The sequence below is a fragment of the Nocardia sp. CA-135953 genome (genome assembly GCF_050955735.1).
Taxonomy (GTDB): Bacteria; Actinomycetota; Actinomycetes; order Mycobacteriales; family Mycobacteriaceae; genus Nocardia.
Window position 1 is genome coordinate 676,944 of the sequence record NZ_CP192082.1, and the last position, 25,295, is coordinate 702,238.

Here is a 25,295-nt window from a genome sequence, read left to right on the forward strand (position 1 = left end):
CAGCCGTGAGCGAGCGGAGCGAGGGAATCAATAACTCTGCGCCTGCGGCGATGGCGGAACCGAGCGCCAGCGAGGTGCAGCCGTGAGCCGCGCCGTCTTGTCGATCGGCTCGAATCTGGGCGATCGGCTCGCACATCTGCGCAGTGTCGTCGAGGGGTTGGGGGATCGGGTGGTCGCGGTTTCGCCGGTGTACTCGACTGCGCCGTGGGGCGGGGTCGAACAGGACGACTATCTCAATGCCGTTGTGCTGGCTGATGATCCGGAGTTCGGCGCGCACGATTGGCTGCGCCTGGGGCAACAGTTGGAGCAGGCCGCTGGGCGGGTGCGTGAGGTGCGTTGGGGGGCGCGCACTCTCGATGTCGACGTGGTGTGGTGTGCCGAGGGCGGTGCGGTCTGCCGCAGCGCCGATCCGGAATTGACCCTGCCGCATCCACAGGCACACAATCGGGCCTTCGTGCTCATCCCCTGGCTGGATGTGCAGCCGGACGCGGAACTCGATGTCGATGGAACCGTGCGGCCGGTGCGCGGCTGGCTCGCCGAACTCGACGAGGCCGAACGCGCCGGGGTCCGGCCGACCGAATTCGTGTTGTCGGCTGCCGCGGAGGGATCGGCGTCGTGAAACTGAAGCCGACCCGGATACTCGATCTCATCGCCAATGTCGTTATCGCGGCGCTCATCGCTTGGGTGCTCACGCGGATGGCCTATGGCAGTTTCCCGCCGATCTCGATTTACGCGGGCGCATCGCTTTATCCGGTCGCCGCGATCGAAGTCGCGCTCGGCTTCGTAATTCGCGGACGGGTCAGTGAACATCAGATCGGCGACGGCAGCCACCAATTGCATCCGATCACCGCGGCCCGCGCGGTCGCGTTGGCGAAGGCGTCGGCGCAGGTCGGCTCGCTTGCCGCCGGTGTCTGGCTGGGGTTCCTTTTCTGGGTGTATCCACAGCGCGACACTTTGAATGCGGCGGGTGCGGATAGTCCCGGCGCCATTGTCGGGATGCTGGCGGGGGTGGCTTTGGTAGCTGCGGCGCTGTGGCTGGAGTATTGCTGTCGGGCTCCCGAGGACCCTTCAGATGATCCGGCTACTACATAGCAAATAAACCCGTCGGAAACACGGCGCGGGAATCTGGGCGCGGCTGGCTGATCACGCTACCCTGGCGTGCATGGTTTCACCCTCCCGCAGCAGCACCTCTCGTCGACGGCGGGACGACGCGGGAAAATTGTTCATCGGCGTATTGATTCTGCTCGGTCTGGTTGCCAGCGTTTTCTTGGTTTTCAGCGACCGTCTGCAGTTTGTTCGGATCGGCTTGGTGGCGGCGCTGTGGGCGGCCGTCATCGGCGCTTTGGCCGCGACGCGGTACCGCAAGGAAGCCACGATCGATAAGGCCAAGGTCCGTGACCTGCAGACGGTGTACGAACTCCAGTTGGAACGCGAGGTGACCGCCCGGCGCGAATACGAGCTCGGCGTCGAGGCGCGGGTGCGCGCGGAAGTGGGTGCCGATGCGGCCGAAATGGCCGCGCTGCGCGCCGAACTGACCGTGCTCCGCGAGAGTCTGCAGCGGCTCTTCGACGGTGATCTGCCGATGGATCGACCCGCATTGCGCGCCGATGCGACCCGGATTCAAGAGTTGCCGAGCGCATTCGGAAATTCGGCCAACAATAGCTCGGCGAATGCCGACACCTGGCTGGACATGGCATTCCAGCAATCTCCCAGCACCTTTACCCCGGTCTTCGAATCGGATCATCCGGAGCCGCCGCGATTCGCCAGCCCCTTCGACGATCCGGTGACCGCGGAGACCGCGATCGTCTCCCTCGACGATCTCGATGATGCGGAAATCGCCGACGCCGAGGTCGACAACGACCCGCTCACCACGGGCGGCTGGGCCGACGCGTTCACCGAGGATCCGGAAAAGACCGGAGTCCCGCCGCGGTTGCAGCCGTTGGAGTACACCGTGCCGCCGCGCCTGCCGGAGCCGGAGCCGTCCGAACCCGAGTCGCATGACCACTCGACACCGGAGCCGTCCACCCCGACCCCACACCCGGAGCCCACCCCGCAGCCGACGACCGCGGTCCCGCCCATCGGCGCCAGCTCCCGCCGCCGTCGCCGAGTAGATCCGGATGGCGACTCCGGCAACTCGTCACGCCGACTTTCGGTCGCCGAGATCATGGCCAACCTGCAGTCCGAAGAGAAGGGCCGTACGGGGCGCTGATCCGCGCCGAGCAGTGACGGTTCCGCACCAGCGGCCACCACGGAGCGGCCCGTCTCGCGTCCGAGCCGTCGAGGCGCATGTCTTGCACGCATGGAGCTCGACCGGCGCGTGTGCATCGGTGGCCGAACGATCCGTCGTCAGTGACCATCACGGAGCGAGTTTTGCGAGCGACCGTTCGCGGCCTGTCTCGCGTCGGAGTCGTCGAAGCGATGCGCCGCAGGCGCGAGTCTCGACCACCAGAGACGAGTGCACCAGGCGCCGAACGATCCACCATCACCAACCACCACGGAGCGAGTTTTGCGAGCGACCCGTTCGCGGCCCGTCTCGCGTCCGAGCCGTCGAAGCGATGCGACGAAGTCGCGAGTCTCGACCATCCGATGCGAGCGCATCCGGTCCCGAACACCCCGTCATCACCGACCACCACGGAGCGAGTTTTGCGAGCGACCCGTTCGCGGCCCGTCTCGCGTCCGAGCCGTCGAAGCGATGCGACGAAGTCGCGAGTCTCGACGGCTCGGACGCGAGACACCAGGGGGCCGCGAACACGCCGCGGCCACGCGGCCAAAAACAGAGCCGCGAACCCGCAGCGCCGCAGGCGCTGCCATCAAACACTGCGTTGTAAATCACGCGGTGCCCCGTGGCGTCGGTGAACCATGGGCCGATATTCTCAGTGCGGAACGTCTGGTACCCGGCTGTCCGGGACTGGAACGACATCGAGAGGACAACGTTGACCTCGAGAAGCGTCAACCCTGACAACGCTGCTTCGGGTGACCCCGCGCCTGCACGCTTGACGGTGGGAATCGTCTCGGCGGGACGCGTCGGCTCAGCACTCGGCGCGGCCCTCGAGCGCGCCGGACACGTGGTGTTCGGCGTGGCCGCCATTTCCGATGCCTCGGTGCATCGGGCCCGCACTCGACTACCCGAGTCCGAGATCCTGCCGGTCGAGGAGGTGGCCGCACGCAGCGAACTGCTGCTGCTGGCCGTACCCGACGCCGAACTGGCCGGGCTGGTACGCGGACTCGCATCCGCGGGTGTGGTCCGGGCAGGCACCATCGTCGCGCACACCTCCGGCGCCAATGGCGTCGGCGTGCTTGCTCCGCTGGCCGAGCGCGGCGCACTGCCGCTGGCCATCCATCCGGCCATGACCTTCACCGGACACGACGAGGACGTCGTCAGGCTCGGCAATGCCTGCTTCGGCGTTACCGCCGCCGACGAAATCGGATTCGCCATCGCACAATCGCTGGTGATCGAAATGGGCGGCGAGCCGGTTCGGGTGCAGGAAGAAAATCGCCAGCTCTATCACGCCGCGCTCGCACACGGCAGTAATCACCTGGTCACGGTCATCCTGGACGCGGTCGACGCACTGCGCGCCGCCTTGGCGGGCCCCGGCCTGCTCGGCCAGCAGATCGTCGACGATCAACCCAACGGTCTGGCCGAACGCCTGCTCGCCCCTTTGGCCTCCGCCGCGCTCGACAATGCCCTGCGCCGCGGTCAGTCCGCGCTGACCGGCCCGGTGGCGCGTGGCGATGCGGATGCCGTTGCCGCCCATCTGACCGCTCTGGAAGCGGTCGATATCCGGCTGGCCGCGGGCTATCGCGCCATGTCGCTGCGCACCGCCGAACGCGCCAAGACCAATCCGGCTCTGATCGAGCTGTTGGAGGGAGGCCGATGATGGACCCCGAACTGCCCGCCGCGAGCGACGGGCCCGGAGCAGGCAGCTCGCGTAACGACGGAGGGCCCGGCGAGCGGCGTATCGGGTCCAGCGCATACCGGCGCGGCGAACTGACCGTGCACCACGATCCCGAGGTGATCGCGGCGGTCTCCAAGGCGCTGCGGGGCGTCGGCCGTACCGTCGGCCTGGTGCCGACCATGGGCGCACTGCACGAGGGGCATCTCGAGATCGTGCGTCGGGCCAAGCGGACCAATCAGGTGGTCATCGTCTCGATTTTCGTGAATCCCCTGCAGTTCGGTGCGAACGAGGATCTGGACAAGTACCCGCGGACCCTCGACGCCGACGTCGAGTTGCTGCGCAACGAGGGTGTAGAGCAGGTATTCGCGCCGAGCGCGTCGGATATGTATCCGGACGGGCCGCGCACAACAGTGCATCCGGGCCCGATCGGCGCTGAGCTCGAAGGAGCCAGCCGACCGACGCATTTCGCGGGCATGCTGACCGTGGTCGCGAAGCTGCTGAATATCACGCGCCCGACCGAGGCGTTCTTCGGCGAGAAGGACTATCAGCAGCTCACGCTGATCCGGCAGATGGTGCGCGATCTGAATATGGACGTCAAGATCGTGCCGCTGCCGACGGTTCGCGAACCCGACGGCCTCGCACTGTCCTCACGCAATCGGTATCTCGATGCGGCACAGCGCGAATCGGCGCTGGCCCTGTCGGCGGCGCTGGCCGCGGGTCGGCATGCGGGCGCGCTCGGCGCCGATGCCGTGCTGGCGGCCGCCCGCGCGGTGCTCGACGCGACCCCAGGTGTCGATGTCGACTATCTCGAATTGCGGTCGTCCACGCTCGGCCCCGCCCCCGCGAACGGCAATGCGCGACTGCTCATCGCCGCCAGGGTCGGCTCGACCCGCCTGATCGACAACACGGCCGTCGCACTCGGCGCCCCGGTCGATGGCGGCCACCCCACACTTCCCGATTCGCGCACCGCCGCGACCGACTCCCAGCCTGCCCAGGCCAATATTTAGGAGGGCGACAGCGATGTTGCGCACCATGATGAAGTCGAAGATCCACCGCGCCACGGTGACCCACGCCGATCTGCACTATGTCGGCTCGGTGACGGTCGACCAGGATCTGCTCGACGCCGCAGATCTGCTCGAAGGTGAGCAGGTCTGCATTGTCGATATCGACAACGGCGCCCGGCTGGAGACCTATGTGATCGCCGGTGAGCGCGGTTCGGGTGTCATCGGGATCAATGGCGCCGCCGCCCATCTCGTGCATCCCGGCGATCTGGTCATCCTGATCGCCTACGGCATGATGGACGAGGCGGAGCTGAAGGAATACGCCCCGAAGGTCGTTTTCGTCGACGAGCACAATCGTGCGACCGATCTCGGTTCCGATCCGGCGCATGCCCCGGCGGGTTCCGGTCTGGTCACCCCGCGCTCACTGACCACCGTCTGATGCTGCTGGCCATCGATGTCCGGAATACGAGCATCGAGCTCGGATTGTTCTCGGGCAGTGGTAATCACGCGAAGTTGGTGCGGCAGTGGCGGATGCATACCAATCCGCTGCTGACCGCGGACGAATTCGCCATGCAGGTGCGCGGTTTGGTCGGTGATCAGGTCGAGGAGATCATCGGAGTTTCGGCGTTGTCCACCGTGCCACCGGTACTGCGCGAGATCAGATCGATGCTCACTCGCTATTGGGATCATGTGCCGCATGTGGTGGTGGAACCCGGTGTGCGAACCGGTATTCCGCTGCTCGTCGACAATCCCAAGGAAATCGGCGCGGACCGCATCGTGAACACCCTTGCCGCACATCATCGTTTCGGCACGGCCGCGATTGTCGTGGATTTCGGCACCGCCACCACCGTTGATCTGGTATCGGCCAAGGGCGAGTTTCTCGGCGGTGTGCTCGCACCCGGCGTGGAGATCTCCAGCGAGGCGCTCATCGAGCGTGCCGCATTGCGCCGGGTGGAGTTGGCTCGGCCGCGCTCGGTGGTCGGCAAGAACACCGTCGAGGCCATCCAATCCGGCGCGATATTCGGCTTCGCCGGTTTGGTGGACGGTCTGATCGATCGGATTCGCGATGAATTCGACGCATTCGCCGGTGACGATGTCGCGGTGGTCGCGACCGGCGCCACCGCACCGTTGATCGTGCCGGAATCGGAGACCATCGACCACCACGAGCCACATCTCACATTGACCGGATTGCGCCTGGTCTACGAGCGCAATCAGCGCCGTAAGGGCAGTTGATATGCCCACCCGGCGTGCTCACGCATGATCAGGCGCTTTGCCGCCGGTTTTCGCGCTGCTACACTCGCACCCGTGTATTCCCGCGTGAGCACCCAGGAGTGTTGTCGAGGCTGACCTGCCTCGACCGTTCGAGGCTGACCAAGTCCCTCGACCGTTGACATACTCCTGGAGATTCGCTGATGCGTTCCTCTGTTCTTTCCCTCGATTCCGCACGTAATGCCCTTTCGGCCACCCCGCCGCTGGATCGTGCCGTCTCCTCCCCATTACCCACCCGCCTGCGTCCCGCCGATCTGCTCCGGCTGACCGACGAGGGCGCCGAGGACGTACTCGAGGGACGCTATGACCATCTGTTGCCGGCCAATGGAATTTGGCCGACCGATGAGCGCTGGGCCACCCGGCTGCTTTCCGACGACGAGGTCGATGAGGGTTATTCAGCGTTGTTCCTGAAGAATTCGAGTCCTATCACAGCGGAGATCGTGGTGGCGAAGGTGTGAAACGGCCGTCGGTAGTCGGTGTGGAAGATGCGCCAGGTTTTGAGGTGGGCGATCACACGTTCGACCGTCGCGCGGACCGCGTTGAACGCGGTGTTGTATTCCGTGTCGCTATCGGCGAAGTCGTGGCCGCGGGGTTTCCGGACCGGTGTGAGTACACCGGTACCGAGATACCCGAGATCACCGAACCAGTTCGATAGATCCATTCCGTCGAGCACGCCGGGCAATCCGATCGCGGCACTGTCGTGGCGGCAGCCGTCCACCGGATCGGACACCCATCGCAAACGCCCATACACATCGCAGACGACCTGCACATTCACGCCGGTTGTTTTCCGCTTGCCCGAGTACAGCTCCGGCCGATCGACCCACGACCAGCACGGGAGCAACGTCCCATCCACAATGTACTGCTCATCGAGCGAAAGCTCCTCGGCCACTGGCACTTCCGGTACGAGCACCCGATCCAGCCACGGCGTGATACACGAGATCGCCCGTGAGATCGTCGGCTGCGAGGTCTCGTACTGTTCGGCAAGTTCGAACTGAGTCCGGTTGCGCCGTAAATACATCAGAGTTACGCACACGCCGCCGAACAGGCCCAGCGACGGCGGGCATCCGATCATCTCCCCGGCCTCGAAGGAGCACCGTTCAACAAGCTCGGTCAACTCGACGATCTCTTCCCGGCTCAACCCGGTGGTATGATACATGCGCAGCGGTCCTCATCAGCGAAATCTTTTGTGGTGAAACGATTTTCACTGATAACGGGCCGCTGCTTCGTTAGACACGCCGAGTCGTCAACCCATCATCCCAGCACCTGAATAACCCTCGATGTCTGGCTGATCAGCTGGACTCCAGGCAAATCCACCGAATTGCACGACCATGCCGGTTCGCTCGGCGCCTTGACCGTGCTCAGCGGCGCGCTCTCGGAATTCCGCTGGAACGGAAAGGAACTGCGCAGGCGCACGCTGACCGCGGGAGACCAGGCCTCGTTCCCGATCGGCTGGGTGCACGATGTGATGCGCGCGCCGGCCGCTGGCGACTGCTTGCAGGTCGCTCGAAATGGCGCCGCTGGCGACTGCTTGCAGGTCGCTCGAAACGGCGCCGGTGGCGACTGCTTGCAGGTCGCTCGAAATGGCACTGCCGTGGAATCTGTCGGTCCGCTCGATCCGACGCTCAGCGTGCACGCTTATTCACCGCCGCTCACCGCCATGTCCTATTACGAGGTGACCGGCCACGGCACCCTGCGGCGCTCCCGAACCGTCCTCACCGACCAGCCCGAAGGTGATATGTGATGACCCGTTTGTCCATCGATCAGATGCTCGAGAACGCGCGGGACCGCCTGAATCGGATCTATGCCTTCGAAACGCCGCAGGCGCTCGATCGAGGCGCGATTCTGGTCGATATCCGGCCGCAGGCGCAGCGCGCACATGAGGGCGCGCTGCCGGGCGCGCTGGTGATCGAACGGAATGTCCTGGAATGGCGTTTGGATCCGTCGAGTTCGGCCCGGCTGGCACTGGCCACCGATCACGATGTGGAATGGATCGTCGTCTGCTCGGAGGGCTTTACCTCCAGTCTCGCCGCGGCCGCGCTGCAGGAACTCGGTCTGCATCGGGCCACCGATGTGATCGGTGGCTATCAGGCATTGAAGGCGGCCGGTCTGCTCAGTGTGGGGGTTCGGGCGCCGCACTTCGCCCGCGAGGTCGAGGCGCTGGCAACACTGTAAATTCGGGCCGAACCATTTCCATCTCGAAACATACCGGCGCGCAATGGCTTTCGGATGATTGCCGGAGCGCGCCCGCTATTCGGCGTGCCGGAGAAGGTCGCGAAACAGGACATGACGGACTGTTCCGGGCACGGCTGATTCGTTGGCGATCGGTCGCGCCCGGGCGGCCCGCAAATCGATTTCCGGTGCCCGCTAGTGTTGTTGAACGTGAGCAACCCGAACACGCCTTCATCCGCTCGCTCCGTGGGTTCGGTGCCTGCGGGGCAAGCCAACCGTCCCGCGCCCGCCGCGGACGATGTTCCGGAGCAGATGCGGATTCGGCGTGAGAAGCGCGAGCGGTTGATCGCCGATGGCGGTGATGCCTATCCGGTGGTGGTGCCGCGCACACATACTCTCGCCGAAATTCGGGCGGCCTATCCGGAGCTCGAGCCGGACACCCGGACCGGTCTGCAGGCCGGTGTCGTCGGGCGCGTCATTTTCCTGCGTAATACCGGCAAGCTGTGTTTCGCGACGCTGCAGGAGGGTGACGGCACCAAACTGCAGGCGATGATCAGCCTCAACGGTGTCGGAGCCGAGGCACTGGCGGCCTGGAAGGCTGATGTAGACCTCGGAGACTTCGTATTTGTGCACGGTGAGGTGATCTCCTCACGAACCGGTGAATTGAGCGTTATGGCCGATTCCTGGGCCATGTCGGCCAAGGCCCTGCGGCCGCTGCCGGTGGCGCACAAGGAGATGAACGAGGAGTCGCGGGTTCGGCAGCGCTATGTCGATCTGATTGTGCGCCCAGAGGCCAGGGAAATGGCCAGGACCAGGGTCGCGGTGGTGCGCGCGATGCGCAACGCGCTCGAGCGCCGTGGCTTCCTCGAGGTGGAGACGCCGATGCTGCAGACGCTGCACGGCGGTGCGGCGGCACGACCGTTCGTCACGCATTCCAATGCCCTCGATATAGATCTCTACCTGCGAATTGCGCCCGAACTGTTCCTCAAGCGCTGTGTGGTGGGCGGCCTGGAACAGGTCTTCGAGATCAACAGGAACTTCCGTAACGAGGGGTCGGACTCCACGCATTCCCCGGAGTTCGCAATGTTGGAAACCTATGAGGCATACGGCACCTACGACGACTCCGCGCGGATGATTCGAGAATTGGTGCAGGAAGTTGCCGAGGAGGTCTTCGGCACGCAGGTGGTAACCCTTGCAGATGGCACCGAATACGATCTCCGCGGCGAGTGGGCGACGGTCGAGATGTACCCCTCGCTGTCGGATGCACTGGGTGTATCGGTGACTCCGGAAACGTCGATCGAGGAATTACTTGCACTCGCTGATCGGGTCGGACTCGAAATTCCCGAGGACAAGGGCTATGGCCACGGCAAACTTGTCGAAGAACTGTGGGAGCACCAGTACGGTGACAAGCTCTACGCCCCGACTTTCGTGCGTGACTTCCCGGTCGAGACATCACCGCTGACCAGACAGCATCGCAGCAAGCGCGGAGTTACCGAGAAGTGGGACCTCTATGTGCGCGGCTTCGAGTTGGCAACTGGCTATTCGGAGTTGGTCGATCCGGTGATCCAGCGCGAGCGGTTCGTGGATCAAGCGCGGCTCGCCGCACAAGGTGATGACGAGGCGATGGCACTCGACGAGGACTTCCTCGCAGCGATGGAGCACGGCATGCCTCCGACAACGGGTACAGGTATGGGAATCGATCGCTTGTTGATGGCACTCACGGGATTGGGAATCCGGGAAACGATACTGTTCCCAATTGTGCGTCCAGTCACTCGCTGACGATCGGATTGCATAGCTCGGCCCTCGTCTTGGAATTTTTCGAATTCGGGGTATTCTTGCCTCGGGTAATCGGCCTAGTATGCGGGTCGCACGATTTCGAGAGGACGTTCATCTCATGGCAAAGAAGGTCACCGTTAGCCTGATCGACGATGTCGATGGTGAGTCCATCGCGGACGAGACCATTGAGTTTGCGATCGACGGTGTGTCGTACGAGATCGACCTGTCGTCGGCAAATGCGGCGAAGCTGCGCGACGGCTTGGAAGAGTGGGTTTCGAGTGCTCGGCGGGTGAGTGGTCGGCGGCGGGTCAAGGCTGCGGTCGCTGCTCCCGGAGCCGCAAAGAGCAGGGTCTCGATCGATCGTGAACAAAGCGCTGCAATTCGCGAGTGGGCGCGCCGGAATGGACACAAGGTGTCCGCGCGGGGTCGTATCTCGGCAGACATCACCGATGCGTACAACAAGGCCGCGAAGGGCTGAGTTCTTATTTAATTGGGCTGCCGCCCGGGCGAATCGTGCGACGCCCGGGCGGCGGTGCGTTTGTGATAGGCCTTCGATATGAGGAAGGTTCGGAGTCGACTCGATCTTGCTCGCGGTACCAGGACGCGGCACCATGGAACTGTGCGAAGAGCGTCACTGGCGGTATGGAGAGATGAGGTATCGGCGCAGTGACTGGTTTCGTCGGATCGCTATTGCGATTCACTGATGACTCGGGTCGGCAGCAGGAGTTCATGCTCACCCCGGACCAGCAGCGCGTCACCATCGGGCGTTCCCCGCAGGCCGATCTGGCGCTGCGCTGGGACGCGGAGGTCTCGCGCCTGCATGCGGCGGTCGAATATCTCGGCGCGCACTGGACGATCGTCGATGACGGCCTGTCGCGCAACGGCACCTTTGTCAACGGCGAGCGCCTCGTCGGGCGGCGGCGGCTGATGGCGGGCGATCGGATCCGGGTCGGTACCTCGCTGGTCTCGTTCCACGATTTCGGCGGCGTTGTCGATGATGCGACGCGGACCTCGACCGGCACTATTCCGACGCTGCGCTCACTGACCGATACCCAGCGCGCGGTACTGGTCGCGCTGTGCCGTCCATACAAGAACGGTGCGGGTTTCGCGACCCCGGCTTCGAATCAACAGATCGCCGAGGAATTGTTCCTCAGCGTCGATGCGATCAAGACACATCTGCGGGCGCTGTTCGCCAAGTTCGGTGTGGAAAATCTGCCGCAGAATCAGAAAAGAGTCCGACTGGCCGGTTTGGCTATGCAAAGTGGGTTGATCTCCGACCGAGACTTGTGACGCGGGCGGGCGTGGACTCTCGCTTAGGCGGCCGAGCGCTTGAACCATGGATGGTCGCGACGGTTACCGGTGTACTCGAAACATCGCCGGACCGAGCAAATCGGATCAGGTCCGGGTTCCGAGGCAGGAGAAATTCATGTTCGCGCTACGACTCGCCGCGCTGGTGGCGGCCACCCTTGCAACCGGCTTGATCGCGGGCGTTTTCTACGCTTACGCGATATCGGTGATGCCCGCGCTGAACCGCACCGATGACCGCACGATCATCGATGTGATGCAGAAGATCAATGTGGTCATCATCAACCCGTGGTTCATGCTCGGGTTCCTCGGCACCGTCGGTTTCACCCTGCTCGCGGCGGCGCTGCACCTGGGCAAGGAACACCGCACCACCTTGATCTGGCTCGGTGTGGCCCTGGCACTCAATGTGATCGCCTTCGCGGTCACCTCCGGATTGAATGTTCCACTCAACGACCAACTCGCGGCGGCAGGCGACCCGGCCCAGATCGGTGACCTGGCAAAGGTGCGCGCCGATTTCGAATCCGCTTGGGTCCGTTGGAATATCCTCCGCGCCATCCTGCACACACTGGCCTTCCTGGTGCTGACCGGCGCGCTGTTCGTGGCCGGTGTCCAGCACGGGCGCATGCAGGCCGCGGGTGCGGTTGGTACGCAACAGGTTCCGCAAGCCCAGCTCGTGCCGCGGACCGCCGGTCAGCCGTACCGCGCGCCGATCATGGTTCAGCAGTACGGATTCGGACAGACCGGCTCGCAGCCGGTGGGGGCGCATCCCCTGGCATAGAGTCTCGCGACTGCTAGTTTTCTCCGTCGTCGGCGGGTCGATCAATGATCGGCCCGCCGACGACGGTTTCGGCGACCATGGGAACCGGCTGGTGGCCGATCTGCGAGGTGTGGTGCGCCGCAATATGACTCGGGCTTGTTCCCAGCATCTGGCGAGTGCGGTGAGTTCGGCGATTTCCGCATCGACGTCCGCGGCCTCCGACGGTATCGCGATAGCATCCGCCGACGCCGCGGCGCCGCCCGCCTTTGCCGCGCCCGCCTACGCGAGGCAGACCGCGTAACGGAGTCGATCGCGGTCCGGCCGCGACCAGTGTCCACGCGTCGTAGGCGATTACGACATCTTCGACCCGGTCCAGCACCAGGCCGTACGGCAGACCCGTCGTCATGGTCGCGGGCAGTGGCAGCAGGCGAATCCGCTTGCCCAGCAACATGGTTACTTGCCGCAGGAAGGCCGACCGGTCCCATGGCGAGGGCACGGTCAACGTCGAGGTCAGGTTGCGTACCTGCGCGACGGCCGGGTCGGAGCACCGCCAGCGGCTCACGACAGGCCCGAACCACGGCAGATCGAACCCCGGTGGCCGCGCATTCGGAAATCGAGACAGGAACGGCGAATCCGGACCACCTGAATCGAAGTCGGTAGCTCATGCCATCTGAACACGGTCGAAACGGTACCGGGCATCTGCGCCAACGAGTATGGGCGGCCGCCTCGGGCTCGGATCGCGATAATTCGTGCGGAGACTTCGCCGAACTGCCTCCGTGGCGGCGATAAGTTGCGCTACGTTCTGGAACGCGTTCCAGACTTTGGAGGTCTCCATGCGGCGTGTTTCCGGGTCCGCAATCGTCGTTGCCGTGCTGGCCGTGCTGTGGGTTGGTGCGGCTGGTAGTGCACAGGCCGAGTATCCGGTCGACTACAACTTCTTCGCGGGAATCCCGAATGAGCTGGTGAATCATGGTGGCTCGCTGCCGGGTTCGAATGATTGGGGGTGTCGGCCCGGTGCGGCGCATCCGAATCCGGTGGTGCTCGCACACGGTACGGGTGGTGGGGCGCAGACGAATTGGGGGCTGTACGCGCCGCTGCTCGCGAACGAAGGTTACTGCGTCTTCTCGCTGACCTACGGCGCCTACGATCTGCCGTGGCCGATCTCCGCGGTCGGCGGGATGCTGCCGATCGAGCAGAGCGCGGTGCAGTTCGCGGCGTTCGTGGATCGGGTGCTCGCGGCGACCGGGGCGAGCAAGGTGGACGTGGTCGGGCATTCGCAGGGCACTGTGCTGCCGAACTACTACGCCAAGCGGCTCGGCGGTGCGGACAAGATCGATAAATATGTATCGATCGCACCGGCCTGGCGCGGTACCAATGCGGGCGGCGGGGCTGATGTGGCCGCATTCGCCGACCGGCTCGGCGCCGGGCCGTACTTCCATGCCGCGACGGGTTCGCTGTGCCAGGCCTGCACCGAGTTGTTACGCGATTCAACCTTCCTACGGGATCTCAACAGCGACGGCGTCTACGTTCCCGGTATCACCTACACCAACATCATGGGCAGCCTGGACGAGATCGTCGTCCCGTACGACTCGGGCTTCGTGCCAGCGCCGAACGCGACGAATATCGTGGTCCAGGACGGTTGCGCGATCGACTACTCCGAACATCTGGCGATCGCGGGCAGTCCGCGCACCGCCCGCTTCGTGCTCAACGCCCTCGATCCGGCGCATGCGCGCGAGGTGCCGTGCGAGTTCGTCCCGCCGTTCACCGGGTGACACCCACGGCTGGGAAGCGGCGAGGCGCCGATTTCGCTGAGGGCAAAACCTGAGCGGAAACGTATCCCGCAACTAGCACGTTATGAGTGAATGACCGTGTTGTCGCCGGTCCCCAATAGGGTGGTCTGGAGGCGGCGTAATCCCGTGCCAACTAGAGTGGAGGCCGGGGCCGCAACCCCCGGGCTTCATGGCAGGCTGACGCCACGGAAGCGTCGGATGCCAGAATTTCGGAGCAGGAGAGTGAGGGAGCGATGTTCGAGAGGTTCACCGACCGCGCGAGGCGCGTCGTTGTCCTGGCCCAAGAAGAGGCCCGGATGCTCAACCACAACTACATCGGCACCGAGCACATCCTGCTTGGGTTGATCCACGAGGGCGAGGGCGTAGCGGCGAAGTCGCTGGAATCCCTTGGTATTTCGCTGGAGGGTGTGCGCAGCCAGGTGGAGGAGATCATCGGCCAGGGCCAGCAGGCTCCGTCCGGTCACATCCCGTTCACCCCGCGTGCCAAGAAGGTGCTGGAACTGAGCCTGCGCGAAGCGCTGCAGCTCGGCCACAACTACATCGGCACCGAGCACATTCTGCTCGGCCTGATCCGTGAAGGTGAGGGTGTCGCGGCGCAGGTGCTGGTGAAGCTGGGTGCGGATCTCAACCGGGTGCGCCAGCAGGTCATCCAGCTGCTGTCCGGATATCAGGGCAAGGAGCCGGTGGAATCCGGTTCGCGCGGCGAGGCCGGGACCCCGTCCACCTCGCTGGTGCTCGACCAGTTCGGCCGCAACCTGACCCAGGCCGCCCTCGAGGGCAAGCTCGACCCGGTCATCGGCCGCTCGAAGGAAATCGAGCGCGTCATGCAGGTGCTGAGCCGCCGCACCAAGAACAACCCGGTTCTCATCGGTGAGCCCGGTGTCGGTAAGACCGCTGTCGTCGAGGGTCTGGCCCAGGCCATCGTCAACGGCGAGGTCCCGGAGACGCTGAAGGACAAGCAGCTCTACACCCTCGACCTGGGTTCCCTGGTCGCGGGCAGCCGCTACCGCGGTGACTTCGAAGAGCGCCTGAAGAAGGTGCTCAAGGAGATCAACACCCGCGGCGACATCATCCTGTTCATCGACGAGCTGCACACGCTCGTCGGCGCGGGTGCCGCCGAGGGCGCGATCGACGCCGCTTCGATCCTGAAGCCGAAGCTGGCTCGCGGTGAGCTGCAGACCATCGGTGCGACCACCCTCGACGAGTACCGCAAGTACATCGAGAAGGACGCCGCACTCGAGCGCCGGTTCCAGCCGGTCCAGGTCGGCGAGCCGACGGTCGAGCACACCATCAATATCCTCAAGGGTCTGCGCGACCGCTACGAGGCGCACCACCGGGTATCCATCACCGACGGCGCGCTGGTGGCCGCGGCCACCCTGGCCGACCGCTACATCAACGACCGGTTCCTGCCGGACAAGGCGATCGACCTGATCGACGAGGCCGGTGCGCGCATGCGCATCCGTCGCATGACCGCCCCGCCGGACCTGCGCGAATTCGACGACAAGATCGCCGATGCGCGCCGGGAGAAGGAAAGCGCCATCGACGCGCAGGACTTCGAGAAGGCGGCGCGGCTGCGCGATAAGGAAAAGCAGCTGGTCGCCAAGCGCGCCGAGCGCGAAAAGCAGTGGCGCTCTGGTGATCTGGATGTCGTGGCCGAGGTCGACGACGAGCAGATCGCAGAGGTGCTGGCCAACTGGACCGGTATTCCGGTGTTCAAGCTCACCGAGGAGGAGACCACCCGTCTGCTCCGCATGGAGGACGAGCTGCACAAGCGGATCATCGGCCAGGAGGACGCGGTCAAGGCCGTGTCGAAGGCGATCCGCCGTACCCGCGCCGGTCTGAAGGATCCGAAGCGTCCCTCGGGCTCGTTCATCTTCGCCGGTCCGTCCGGTGTCGGTAAGACCGAGCTGTCCAAGGCGCTGGCGAACTTCCTGTTCGGCGACGACGACGCGCTCATCCAGATCGATATGGGCGAGTTCCACGACCGCTTCACCGCATCGCGGCTCTTCGGTGCCCCGCCTGGATACGTGGGCTACGAAGAGGGCGGCCAGCTCACCGAGAAGGTGCGCCGCAAGCCGTTCTCCGTCGTTCTGTTCGACGAGATCGAAAAGGCACATCAGGAGATCTACAACACCCTGTTGCAGGTCCTCGAGGACGGTCGTCTCACCGACGGCCAGGGACGTACGGTCGACTTCAAGAACACCGTGCTGATCTTCACCTCGAACCTGGGTACCGCGGACATCTCCAAGGCGGTCGGCCTGGGCTTCACCCAGTCCAACGCCGAGGGTTCGAACTACGAGCGGATGAAGCTCAAGGTCAACGACGAGCTGAAGAAGCACTTCCGGCCCGAGTTCCTCAACCGCATCGACGACGTGATCGTCTTCCACCAGCTCACCACGGATCAGATCGTGGAGATGGTGGATCTGATGATCGGCCGCGTCGCCACGCAGCTGAAGAACAAGGACATGGAGATCGAGCTGTCCCCGCAGGGCAAGGCACTGCTTGCCAAGCGCGGCTTCGATCCGGTGCTCGGCGCCCGTCCGCTGCGCCGGACCATCCAGCGCGAGATCGAGGACCAGCTGTCGGAGAAGATCCTCTTCGGCGAGATCGGTCCGGGACAGACCATCGTGGTCGATGTCGAGGGCTGGGACGGCGAGGGCTCCGGCGAGAACGCCAAGTTCACTTTCACCGGCAAGGCGAAGCTGACCAAGGCGGCAGCCACGGAGGAGAAGCCGGAGGTCGTGCTCACGGGTGCGGGCGAAGGCACCACCACGGCCGAGACCGCCGGCGAGTAATCGCAACGGCTGGAAGATGCCGCCCACCGGATTTCCGGTGGGCGGCATTTTTCTGGAATTCGCACGGCTCGAGCGGCGGCGTACCGTGGGGAGCGGTCATTCGGACAACTATCACGGGGGTGCTAAGTGACAAATTCAGAATTGACATCGATCGCGGTTCTGCTGGATCGGTCGGGTTCCATGCAGGCGATCAAAACCGATACCGAGGGCGGCTTCGATGCCTACATCGAAGAACAGCGCAAGGTGCCGAGGACGACGCTGGTGACGCTCGCGCAGTTCGATACCGAATACGAACTGGTCTATGCGAATCGGCCGATCGCCGACGTGCCGCCGCTGAACCTGCAGCCGCGCGGCGGAACCGCACTGTACGACGCGGTGGGACGGCTGGTCACCGATATCGGCCGGGAACTCTCGGCTCGACCCGAGCACGAACGGCCGGGCACGGTGATCGTCGTTGTACTCACCGACGGGCACGAGAATTCCAGCCGGGAATGGACGCATGCCGCGGTGCGGGCGCTGATTACGCAGCAGCAGGAGGTGTACTCCTGGGATTTCGTATTCCTCGGCGCGAATATGGATGCGGTGGCGGTGGGGTCCGAATTGGGATTCGATCCGCGACGCTCGCTGACCTATGGCGCGACGCCGGCCGGAGCGGCCGGGGCATTCGCGTCGGCCGCGGCATATTCGGCGCGGCGCAGTATGGCCGCGCCCGGACAGGCGGTGGATGGATTCACCGATGCCGAACGGCGGGCCGCGAATCCGGACGGGCAGTAGTTCGGCAGGCAGTGCTGGTCTGGGTGCGGCGTGTGGCCTGCGGGTGCGGGGCACCCCGCCGGGCGCGGCTGCGGGTTGCAGCGCAGCCGCGTGGACGGTCAAGCGGAGGGATTCGTGAATCGGGCGAGGGTCGGGGCGAAGGCTTGGGCCAGCTCGCCCGGGACGATCAGTTCATCGATTCCGTACTTCTCCCTGCGGTATTCGAGCACCTCGGCGACGGTCGCCGGATCTTCGTCCAGCACCCCCGCCGATCCGGCTGCGCGCAGTCCGGCCGCGGTGAGTCCGAGGCGCTTGCTCAACCAAAACGGCAGTTTGTCACCGATGCCGACCAGCTGATGGGTGAAGCGCACATCGCGATCGGTGTTGTCCCGCACCACTCGCACCATTTCGGCGAGATCGGCCTCCGTGGCCTCCGGTCCAGCGGCCAGGAGCACTCGATCGGCGAAACCTGCTGCGACAGTGAGCATTCGAGGTCCGTTCGCGGCAACGACGATCGGCGGGGCCGGATCGATCTGTGCACGAACGGCATCCACCGTGGCGATGAGTTGCTCGCGCCGCCGTGCCGCCGAGCCCCACGGCATACCGAGCCGTTCGGCCTCACCGCGCGCATCAGGACGCCCCGACCCGATGCCGAGTTCGAATCGTCCGTCTGAAAGCAATTGCAGTGCAGTGGTTTCCCGCACCGTGACGGCGGGGTTGCGTAGCGGAGCGGCCAGTACGTTCGGGCGCAGCCGCACCGTGGTGGTCACCGCTGCGGCGGCCGCGAGCGTCGGGAAGGGCGATGGGGTGTTCAGTGTGTCCGGAAGCAGGATCGTCCGGTAGCCCTGCTGCTCGGCGCTCTGTGCCGTGCGGGCCCATTCAGCACCCGAGCGCGGTGTGATGACGATTCCGAAGGTCAGGCTCATGATGTGGTCTTCCGTGAGTCGGGTCGAATGATCTTTGGGTCGGAGTGCGGCCGTGTGATACCGGCGGCCGACATTTGTCGAGCAAATGTTTCTCGCGGTGCCCGCCACCGATCGGGGCCGAGACGACGGGCACGGCGTTTGCCGGGAATGGCTCAGGTGGTGGGAGTTTCGCCGCCGCGTGGCTTACCGCCGCGTTCGCGCAGCACCGCCAGTCGACTCCGATACTGATCCTCGGAGATCTCGCCCCGCGCGAATGCGATACGCAGCGCGCCGATTCCGCTCCGGTGTGTCCGGAACCGCCGCCGCGCGAATACGAAGACGACGATTATGGTCGCCCAGAACAGCACTGGGAAGATCCAGAAGAACGGCCAGGGATGCCACCCGCCGTCATAGTGATCGGCTAGAAAGGTCACGGCCTCGGGTTGGGTGAAAATGTTCATGCCCCAACCCTGCGCCCGACACCCCACCCAGACATCGGCCTGCCGACGCTATTCGTGCTACGCCTGTGCGCGTATACGTTTGGGTCGGCGGGCCACTGGTCGCATAACCACTGGGCCCCTCGCACACAGGATGCGAGGAGCCGGGAAGTCAGGCGAGGGCGGCGTCGAGGGTGATGTTGTCCACTCCGGCGAGGGCCTTGCTGACCGGGCAGCCCGCCTTGGCGGCGGCCGCCGCGGCGGCGAAGCCGTCGGCGTCCAGGCCGGAGACCCGGCCGCGGACGGTGAGTTTGATGGCGCTGATGCGGAAGCCGCCGTCCGGATCCGGGCCGAGGGTCACATCGGCGGTGACATCCAGGCTCTCGGGTGTGCCACCGGCATTGCCGATCTGGGCCGAGAGGGCCATAGCGAAGCAGGAGGAGTGCGCCGCCGCGATCAGTTCCTCGGGGCTGGTGGTGCCGTCGGCGTTGTCGGCTGCACGCTTGGGGAAGGAGACGTCGTACTTGCCGACACCGGAACTGGCCAGCTCGACCTGGCCGGAGCCGTCCTGGAGGCCACCGGTCCAGGCGGTGCGCGCGGTACGTGTGGGCATCACGGTCCTTTCGAAGATGTGTGAATCGCAATTCGCAGTCGAACCTACCCCGCCGCCCCGCGACGCGTGCGAAGGCGGCAGTCCGAATCGAGTGGTCCCGCACGTCCGGTCGCTGTTGGTGGCCGGCGGCGTCGGGAACCGGATGCCATGGCCGATTCGCCGCTCGCACCGTTGGCCGCCGAGGTCTACCGGCATCAGCGGGCGCGGGGTCTCACTTCCGCGCGGATCGCGGCGGCGCCGGCCGAACTGGCCCCCTTCCGTGCTGTCCGAGCCCCGAATGCACCGAACCGCTGACGGACTGTTGTCCGCCAACGGTTTTCGGTGCCTGCGGGATCAGACCATGTCGCGCCGCCACACCAGCCACATCGTGCCCGTCGCGAAGAGCGCCACGTACACCACCAGCGCGATGAGCGACTGCGTCCGCGACAGGATGTCGAGCACGCCCGGCGTCGACGGCCCCTCGACGGTCCGCATCGCACCGGCCATCGAACCCGCTGCCGTACCGGGCAAATGATCGGTGAGCACCTTGATCGGGCTGAAGATCGCCGCGACACCGCGCAGCAGATTCTCCACCACCAGTACCCATACCAGTCCGAGCCCAACGGCAAGTGCGGGACCGCGCGCGATCGCTCCGATCAGTGCGCCCGCCAGCGTCCACATCCCGAGAATCGCTGTGCCGGTGATGATTCCGTTCGCCGCCTGGCCGAGGCCTGGCAGTGCGAGCGACTGTGATCGGGTTGTCGCGATAATCGAGGCGACCCCGATATCCGCCACGAACGCGACGCACACCAGCCCGATAACCGTGACCGCAAGGCTGATCAGCGCACCGCCGATGGCATCGGTCCGCGACGGCCCCTGGGTGAGCACGGTCTTCCAAGTGCCCCAGCCATATCCGCTACCGATGGTCAATGCGCCCAGAATAAGCATCAGCGCACCACCGAACATCGCCATGCCCTGGGTGAAGACCTCTGGCACCGCGGCGGGCAACATCTGGTGCAGCAGAACGTCTTCGGGCACGCCGCTCGACATCGTCTTCATATCGCCGGAGGAGTAGGCGAGGTAGTTGAACAGGTAGGAGAAGGTGAGATTCAGCAGAATCCAGGTGCCGAGGATGATCCAGAATGCGGGCCACTTACGCAGTCGCAGCATTTCCGCTCTCGTGCTCGCCATCAGGTCTTTCACTGTCGCGTTCATTTCGCAGGCTCCAATTGGGTCATTTCGAAGAACACTTCTTCCAGGGACTTTTCATCGGTCCGCAGCTCCAGCAGATCCGCGCCGGATTCGACGACCGCTCGCGCGACCACCGGCGCGCTCTCCGCGCCGGCCTCGATCCGAATACCGCGCGCGGTCAACATGGCCGAGCGCTCGCCGACCGCTCGGCGCACCGCGGGAAAAGCCACCTCCAGCGGTTCGGCGCGCAGCAAAAGCGAAGACGCGCCGCGCAATTCGGTGACGGTGGATTCGGTGAGCAGTTGCCCGCCCGAGATCACCCCGACGCGATCGCAGATCTCCTGCACCTCGCTGAGCATGTGGCTGGACAACAGCACGGTATGACCGTCACCGGCGAGAGTTGTGATGAGCTCCCGCATTTCGGCCATGCCCTGCGGGTCGAGGCCATTGGTCGGCTCGTCCAGGATCAGCAGATCGGGACGGCCGAGCAGGGCCGCGCCGACACCGAGGCGCTGCTTCATGCCGAGGGAGTAGGTGCGGAATTTGTCATCGGCGCGATCGACGAGGCCGACGCGGTCGAGTGCGTCCTCCACGTCGGCACGCGCTAGGCCGCGGTATTTCGCGAGTACCCGCAAGTTGTCGCGGCCACTGAGGTAGGGGTAGAAGCCCGGACCCTCGATGAGGACGCCGATGCGGCGGACCACGGCCGGATCGCCCGGAGTATGTCCGAGCACGGTGGCGGAGCCCTCCGTCGGACGGATCAATCCGACCAGCATTCGCAGCGTGGTCGTCTTGCCCGCGCCGTTCGGACCGAGGAAGCCGTAGATCTCGCCGGGTGTGACATGCATGTGCACGCGGTCGACGGCGGCGTGGGTGCCGTAGCGTTTGGTCAGCCCTGCGGTGACCACGATGGAATCTGTCATGCACCGAGAATCCGCCCCGACCAGGGATGGCACATCCGTCACGCGGCGATGCTCGACGTACGTACCTCGGCCTACGAAGACCGTGACCGCGGCCGGGACGACTGATTTCGCAAGCACGTGGGTGAACGCCCGCTCCTGGCTGTCACCTCGACCGGCGGCCCGCGACGCGACCGTTGAGGCACCCACGGCCGGCAAATATTCGGGGGCGGGCGGAGCATACGTAGCGCGGCGGACGTCGTGGCCCGTCCGGGCTAATAGGCTGCAAGTGTGACAGCGCCAGGGGAATCGAAACGTGGCCCGGTCGTTCAGGACTGGGTGCTCACGCTCGTCGTCGCGGCGATCCAGCTCGTCGGGGGACGCAATGCCAACCTGCGCCAGACCGGAGTGCACGCACTCGACGCATTCGGCTATGTGCTGTTGCTGATCGGACCGGTGGCGTTATTGCTACGCCGTTCCTACCCGCGGCCCGCGCTGCTCGTGACGATCGTGTCCTGCGCGGTGTACCTGCTGCGCGGCTATGGCTACGGCCCGATCTTCGTCTCGCTGGTGATCGCGTTCATCAGCGCCGCGATCGTCGGATCGCGCTGGTGGACATATCCGCTCGCGCCGATCGGCTATCTCGCGCTGCTCTGGCCGCTGCCCGCGCTGGTCGGGCATCCGGCCGACCCGTGGCTGGCCTTCGGCATGATCGCCTGGCTGGGTGTGCTGGTCGCGATCGCGGAGGGGATCCGCCAGCGCCAGGCGGTGCTGGTGGCACGCAGGCAGCGGGCCGAGGCGGCCCGCCGCGATGAGGAGGCGCAGCGCGAACGGCGGGCCAGCGAGGAACGGCTCGCGATCGCGCGCGAGCTGCACGATGTACTGGCACATAGTCTTTCGCTGATCAATGTGCAGTCCTCGGTCGCGCTGGAACTCTTCGCCAAGAAGCCGGAACAGGCCGAATCGGCGCTCGCGGCAATCAAAACGGCGAGTAAGGATGCGTTGGCCGAGGTCCATACGCTGCTGCACTCGATCCGCAGTGGCAGCACGGCCGAAGTGCGCGACACGGAGGTCGAGCCGGAATTCGCGCGTGCACGTCCCGATTCCGAACGGGACCACGATAATTCGGATGCCGGCAGCGTCGAAGCCCCGCCGCCGCCCGCCCCGCGGAGCCCGGCCCCGAGCATCGAGGACCTGGACGCACTGCTGCAGCGCACCCGTGCCGCCGGTCTCACCGTCGATACCCGCGTTATCGGCACCACGCACAAACTGCCCAGCGTCGTCGACGTGGCGGCGGCCCGCATCATCCAGGAATCGCTGACCAATGTGGTCCGTCACGCCCCCGGCGCACCGGCCGCGGTGACCATCCGCTATGCCGCCGATTCGGTCGAGATCACCATCGACAACGCTCGCGCCACCGGCACACAATCGAAGTCCGCAGCCGGCGGTGGCAATGGCATTCTCGGAATGCGTGAGCGGGCACACGCCCTCGGCGGCCAGCTCATCGCGGGTCCGCGGCCCAGTGGCGGATTCCGTGTGGTGGCCCGGCTGCCGTCCAAGGTGGGGGCTCAGGAGGAGGCGCGATGAACGGCGGCGATTCGAGGGACGCGGGTGGGCCTGTCCGGGTATTGGTTGCCGACGACCAAGCCCTTGTGCGCGGCGGTTTCGTCGCTCTGCTCGATGCGCAGGACGGCATCGAGGTGGTGGGGGAGGCCGACAACGGCGAACAGGCCGTCCGCATGACCCGCAGCCTGACCCCCGACGTGGTCCTGATGGATATCAGAATGCCGGTCCTGGACGGCCTCGCCGCCACCAGGATGATCGCCGAGGATCCGAAACTCGCCGAGGTGAAGGTTGTCGTGCTGACCACCTTCGAACTCGACGAATACGTTTTCGAAGCAATGCGCGCCGGGGCAACGGGGTTCTTGGTCAAACACACCGAACCCGCCGACCTCGTCCGCGCCGTCCGAGTCGTCGCCGTGGGCGACGCCCTGCTCTCACCCGGCGTCACCCGCCGCCTCATCGCCGAATTCTCCGCCCACGCCAAACAACCTCCACCCGCCGCCTTCACCGAACTCACCGACCGCGAGCGCGAGGTCATGACCCTGGTAGCCGAGGGCCTCACCAATGCCGAAATCGGCGAACGCCTCTTCATGAGCCCCGCCACCGCCCGCACCCACGTCAGCCGCATCCTCATGAAACTGGACGCCCGAGACCGCACCCAACTCGTGGTCATGGCATACGAATCCGGCCTGGTCCGCCCGGGCTGGCAATGACGCGGTCCTGTGCGAAATAGCGGCGGGCGGTCGGGGGGTACATGGCGGGGATGGCAACCAAGACGGCCAGGATGTGCCCGGTGCGGAAGATTCCGGCGATCACTGCGGATGCGGTGAGGTCGTCGAACAGGTCACCGATCTGCTCGGCGGACAACGCGGCTGCCAGCGGTTCGATGATCAGTGAGGCCAAGCCGATAACGCCGATGCCGAAGGTGAGCACCAGCCTGGCCCAGCGGGCGCCGCGCGTCATCTGGACGGCAACGCCGAGAACCACCAGGTAGATGCCGCCGCGAATGGCCAGACCTGTTGCGAGCGAGCCGATATCGGCATTCGGGCGGTCCAATTGCACGGCGGTGTAGGTGATGGCCTCGCCGACGCCGCAGAGCAGCGCAATGGCGAAGCCGGTGAATGCCACAGAAACCGCGTGCGGTGGGTCGGTTCGCGGCCGTACGGAAAAGGCAGTGCCGGTCATGCGACCGACACTGCCCTGCGCGGTCCGAACTCCGGATCAGCCTGCGGTAGCGGCTGTTTCTCGTACCAGAGTGCTATCGCGCGTCGCGAATTCGGTGAGCGCCGCGAAACCGAGGCCGAGACAGGCCCACAGGGTGGCCGTCTCGCCGAGCGATGTCGCACGGAACTGCCACAGCAGGACGGCCGGGAAGTCGTCCTTCACCTCGTTCACACCGGGCAACAGGACGTACCCGAATACGACGATGAGGACGAATGCCGCGACCCCGGCGATCAGCCGGACCGTACCGAGTTGCGCGCCAAGCAGTTTGTAGACGTAGAGCCCGATACCCACGGCAGCCAGTCCGAGTAACACCGCCGCCAACCACAGCAGGGTGCGCTGGTTGATGGTGTCCGGTTCACCCACGGCGGGCGGATTGGCCGGGTATTTGAAGAACGGCACCGCCACGATCGCGGTCCAGCCGGCCGATGCCAATCCCAGCGCGAGCTTCGGCCCCGACAAGGTGGTGTACCGGCGTGCGAAATGCGCGACCGATGCGAAGATCGCCCCGAGCGCGAGCCCGGCGAGTCCGAGCGCAAGGAACTGCCCGAACTTCTGTCCGGACCGACTGACCAGCGGTTCTTCCTCGTCACCGTGCGTATGCCCGGCTGGTTCCTCGGCGTGCTCGGCGGCCTTGGCGGTATTGGCCTCTTCGATGGAGATGGCGGCGTCGATCTTGGGCTCGCCGACGAAATAGCCCACTGTCGCGGCCAGCAGACCGGCGATGAGGCCGGCCAGCAGGCCACGGATCAGCAGGGTCTTGAGCGATCCGATCAATGGCACGGCACACCGAGCAGGTGACGTCCGTCGTGCATGAGCTCATGCAGATACATCCCGCTGCGCGAGATGACGCCCTGATCGAAGCCGACCAGGTACAGCGTGAGCAATGCGAGCAGAACGACGCCCACTGCGATGAGCAGCGTGCCGAGTGAATCAGTTGCCCGACTCGGTGAATGCGCGATAGCCATTCGAGTCC

At 65.3% G+C, this 25,295-nt stretch carries 28 protein-coding genes and 1 pseudogene; 19 read left to right on the forward strand and 10 right to left on the reverse strand.

Going from position 1 to position 25,295, the window contains the following annotated elements; translation table 11 throughout:
• Positions 1 to 82: 82 nt before the first annotated feature.
• The 8 genes and pseudogenes from folK to ACQPXH_RS03150 form a co-directional block, all read left to right on the forward strand.
• Positions 83 to 619 (forward strand): 2-amino-4-hydroxy-6-hydroxymethyldihydropteridine diphosphokinase, encoded by a 537-nt coding sequence (gene folK, locus ACQPXH_RS03115; protein WP_433600817.1) that lies wholly within the window; start codon positions 83 to 85, stop codon positions 617 to 619.
• Positions 620 to 621: 2 nt separating this feature from the next.
• Positions 622 to 1,092: a DUF3180 domain-containing protein gene (locus ACQPXH_RS03120; RefSeq protein WP_387294284.1), complete on the forward strand. Its 471-nt coding sequence runs from the start codon at positions 622 to 624 to the stop codon at positions 1,090 to 1,092.
• Positions 1,093 to 1,162: 70 nt separating this feature from the next.
• Positions 1,163 to 2,209 (forward strand): DUF6779 domain-containing protein, encoded by a 1,047-nt coding sequence (locus tag ACQPXH_RS03125; RefSeq protein WP_433600818.1) that lies wholly within the window; start codon positions 1,163 to 1,165, stop codon positions 2,207 to 2,209.
• A 724-nt stretch (positions 2,210 to 2,933) separates the two neighbouring features.
• Positions 2,934 to 3,878 (forward strand): Rossmann-like and DUF2520 domain-containing protein, encoded by a 945-nt coding sequence (locus ACQPXH_RS03130; RefSeq protein ID WP_433600819.1) that lies wholly within the window; start codon positions 2,934 to 2,936, stop codon positions 3,876 to 3,878.
• Complete coding sequence (gene panC / locus ACQPXH_RS03135; protein ID WP_433600820.1) at positions 3,875 to 4,903, forward strand: pantoate--beta-alanine ligase; 1,029 nt, start codon at positions 3,875 to 3,877, stop codon at positions 4,901 to 4,903. The genes ACQPXH_RS03130 and panC overlap by 4 nt, the downstream gene beginning before the upstream one ends.
• Positions 4,904 to 4,916: 13 nt before the next feature.
• Complete coding sequence (gene panD, locus ACQPXH_RS03140; RefSeq protein ID WP_040686161.1) at positions 4,917 to 5,336, forward strand: aspartate 1-decarboxylase; 420 nt, start codon at positions 4,917 to 4,919, stop codon at positions 5,334 to 5,336.
• Positions 5,336 to 6,130, forward strand: a complete 795-nt coding sequence (locus ACQPXH_RS03145; RefSeq protein ID WP_433600821.1) for a type III pantothenate kinase — start codon at positions 5,336 to 5,338, stop codon at positions 6,128 to 6,130. The genes panD and ACQPXH_RS03145 overlap by 1 nt, the downstream gene beginning before the upstream one ends.
• Positions 6,131 to 6,309: 179 nt before the next feature.
• Positions 6,310 to 6,552: pseudogene (locus ACQPXH_RS03150) on the forward strand (cysteine dioxygenase); the annotation flags it as partial.
• Between the two features lie 5 nt (positions 6,553 to 6,557).
• Here ACQPXH_RS03150 and ACQPXH_RS03155 read toward each other — a convergent pair.
• Positions 6,558 to 7,322, reverse strand: coding sequence for a transposase family protein (locus ACQPXH_RS03155; protein ID WP_433600729.1), 765 nt, complete (start codon positions 7,320 to 7,322; stop codon positions 6,558 to 6,560).
• A 111-nt stretch (positions 7,323 to 7,433) separates the two neighbouring features.
• Between ACQPXH_RS03155 and ACQPXH_RS03160 the strand changes: the two genes are divergently transcribed.
• The 6 genes from ACQPXH_RS03160 (at position 7,434) to ACQPXH_RS03185 (ending at position 12,194) form a co-directional block, all read left to right on the forward strand.
• Positions 7,434 to 7,907 (forward strand): hypothetical protein, encoded by a 474-nt coding sequence (locus ACQPXH_RS03160; RefSeq protein ID WP_433603282.1) that lies wholly within the window; start codon positions 7,434 to 7,436, stop codon positions 7,905 to 7,907.
• Positions 7,907 to 8,338 carry a rhodanese-like domain-containing protein gene (locus ACQPXH_RS03165; RefSeq protein WP_433600822.1) on the forward strand — a complete coding sequence of 144 codons (432 nt, stop codon included), beginning with the start codon at positions 7,907 to 7,909 and terminating at the stop codon, positions 8,336 to 8,338. Before ACQPXH_RS03160 ends, ACQPXH_RS03165 begins: the two co-directional genes overlap by 1 nt.
• A gap of 309 nt (positions 8,339 to 8,647) precedes the next feature.
• Positions 8,648 to 10,114, forward strand: a complete 1,467-nt coding sequence (gene lysS / locus ACQPXH_RS03170; protein ID WP_433603283.1) for a lysine--tRNA ligase — start codon at positions 8,648 to 8,650, stop codon at positions 10,112 to 10,114.
• Between the two features lie 115 nt (positions 10,115 to 10,229).
• Entirely contained in the window at positions 10,230 to 10,589 is a 360-nt protein-coding gene (locus ACQPXH_RS03175) for a histone-like nucleoid-structuring protein Lsr2 (protein WP_040686163.1), read from the forward strand.
• Between the two features lie 251 nt (positions 10,590 to 10,840).
• Complete coding sequence (locus ACQPXH_RS03180) at positions 10,841 to 11,401, forward strand: FHA domain-containing protein (RefSeq protein ID WP_245672443.1); 561 nt, start codon at positions 10,841 to 10,843, stop codon at positions 11,399 to 11,401.
• Between the two features lie 136 nt (positions 11,402 to 11,537).
• On the forward strand, positions 11,538 to 12,194 hold the full coding sequence (locus tag ACQPXH_RS03185) for a DUF1772 domain-containing protein (protein ID WP_433600823.1): 657 nt from the start codon (positions 11,538 to 11,540) through the stop codon (positions 12,192 to 12,194).
• A 13-nt stretch (positions 12,195 to 12,207) separates the two neighbouring features.
• On the opposite strand, the gene ACQPXH_RS03190 is transcribed toward ACQPXH_RS03185, so the two are convergent.
• Entirely contained in the window at positions 12,208 to 12,735 is a 528-nt protein-coding gene (locus ACQPXH_RS03190) for a hypothetical protein (RefSeq protein WP_433600824.1), read from the reverse strand.
• A gap of 271 nt (positions 12,736 to 13,006) precedes the next feature.
• Here ACQPXH_RS03190 and ACQPXH_RS03195 point away from each other — a divergent pair, with 271 nt between their 5' ends.
• From ACQPXH_RS03195 to ACQPXH_RS03205, 3 genes are all read left to right on the forward strand, one after another.
• A complete protein-coding gene (locus ACQPXH_RS03195) occupies positions 13,007 to 13,945 on the forward strand; it encodes an esterase/lipase family protein (RefSeq protein WP_433600825.1) in 939 nt (312 codons plus the stop codon).
• A 251-nt stretch (positions 13,946 to 14,196) separates the two neighbouring features.
• The gene (locus tag ACQPXH_RS03200) at positions 14,197 to 16,758 is read left to right on the forward strand and encodes an ATP-dependent Clp protease ATP-binding subunit (RefSeq protein WP_433600826.1); all 2,562 of its coding nucleotides are present in this window, start codon (positions 14,197 to 14,199) and stop codon (positions 16,756 to 16,758) included.
• Positions 16,759 to 16,884: 126 nt separating this feature from the next.
• Positions 16,885 to 17,532 carry a vWA domain-containing protein gene (locus tag ACQPXH_RS03205; RefSeq protein WP_433600827.1) on the forward strand — a complete coding sequence of 216 codons (648 nt, stop codon included), beginning with the start codon at positions 16,885 to 16,887 and terminating at the stop codon, positions 17,530 to 17,532.
• Positions 17,533 to 17,630: 98 nt separating this feature from the next.
• Here the strand turns inward: ACQPXH_RS03205 and ACQPXH_RS03210 are convergent, their stop codons facing one another.
• From ACQPXH_RS03210 to ACQPXH_RS03230, 5 genes are all read right to left on the reverse strand, one after another.
• Positions 17,631 to 18,437 (reverse strand): LLM class flavin-dependent oxidoreductase, encoded by an 807-nt coding sequence (locus ACQPXH_RS03210; protein ID WP_433600828.1) that lies wholly within the window; start codon positions 18,435 to 18,437, stop codon positions 17,631 to 17,633.
• 152 nt (positions 18,438 to 18,589) lie between these two features.
• On the reverse strand, positions 18,590 to 18,877 hold the full coding sequence (locus ACQPXH_RS03215) for an SHOCT domain-containing protein (RefSeq protein ID WP_433600829.1): 288 nt from the start codon (positions 18,875 to 18,877) through the stop codon (positions 18,590 to 18,592).
• Positions 18,878 to 19,025: 148 nt separating this feature from the next.
• Complete coding sequence (locus ACQPXH_RS03220) at positions 19,026 to 19,466, reverse strand: OsmC family peroxiredoxin (protein ID WP_433600830.1); 441 nt, start codon at positions 19,464 to 19,466, stop codon at positions 19,026 to 19,028.
• Between the two features lie 333 nt (positions 19,467 to 19,799).
• Positions 19,800 to 20,660, reverse strand: coding sequence for an ABC transporter permease (locus tag ACQPXH_RS03225; protein WP_433600831.1), 861 nt, complete (start codon positions 20,658 to 20,660; stop codon positions 19,800 to 19,802).
• On the reverse strand, positions 20,657 to 21,559 hold the full coding sequence (locus tag ACQPXH_RS03230) for an ABC transporter ATP-binding protein (protein ID WP_433600832.1): 903 nt from the start codon (positions 21,557 to 21,559) through the stop codon (positions 20,657 to 20,659). The genes ACQPXH_RS03225 and ACQPXH_RS03230 overlap by 4 nt, the downstream gene beginning before the upstream one ends.
• 267 nt (positions 21,560 to 21,826) lie before the next feature.
• Between ACQPXH_RS03230 and ACQPXH_RS03235 the strand changes: the two genes are divergently transcribed.
• On the forward strand, positions 21,827 to 23,122 hold the full coding sequence (locus tag ACQPXH_RS03235) for a sensor histidine kinase (RefSeq protein WP_433600833.1): 1,296 nt from the start codon (positions 21,827 to 21,829) through the stop codon (positions 23,120 to 23,122).
• Positions 23,119 to 23,811 (forward strand): response regulator, encoded by a 693-nt coding sequence (locus ACQPXH_RS03240; protein WP_433600834.1) that lies wholly within the window; start codon positions 23,119 to 23,121, stop codon positions 23,809 to 23,811. Before ACQPXH_RS03235 ends, ACQPXH_RS03240 begins: the two co-directional genes overlap by 4 nt.
• Here the strand turns inward: ACQPXH_RS03240 and ACQPXH_RS03245 are convergent.
• The 3 genes from ACQPXH_RS03245 to ACQPXH_RS03255 all read right to left on the reverse strand — a co-directional run bounded on the left by ACQPXH_RS03245 (position 23,768) and on the right by ACQPXH_RS03255 (position 25,287).
• A complete protein-coding gene (locus ACQPXH_RS03245) occupies positions 23,768 to 24,226 on the reverse strand; it encodes a hypothetical protein (protein ID WP_433600835.1) in 459 nt (152 codons plus the stop codon). The two genes, ACQPXH_RS03240 and ACQPXH_RS03245, sit on opposite strands and share 44 nt — an antisense overlap.
• A 93-nt stretch (positions 24,227 to 24,319) precedes the next feature.
• Complete coding sequence (locus ACQPXH_RS03250) at positions 24,320 to 25,102, reverse strand: CbtA family protein (protein ID WP_433600836.1); 783 nt, start codon at positions 25,100 to 25,102, stop codon at positions 24,320 to 24,322.
• The gene (locus tag ACQPXH_RS03255) at positions 25,093 to 25,287 is read right to left on the reverse strand and encodes a CbtB domain-containing protein (RefSeq protein ID WP_040686176.1); all 195 of its coding nucleotides are present in this window, start codon (positions 25,285 to 25,287) and stop codon (positions 25,093 to 25,095) included. The genes ACQPXH_RS03250 and ACQPXH_RS03255 overlap by 10 nt, the downstream gene beginning before the upstream one ends.
• Positions 25,288 to 25,295: the final 8 nt, after the last annotated feature.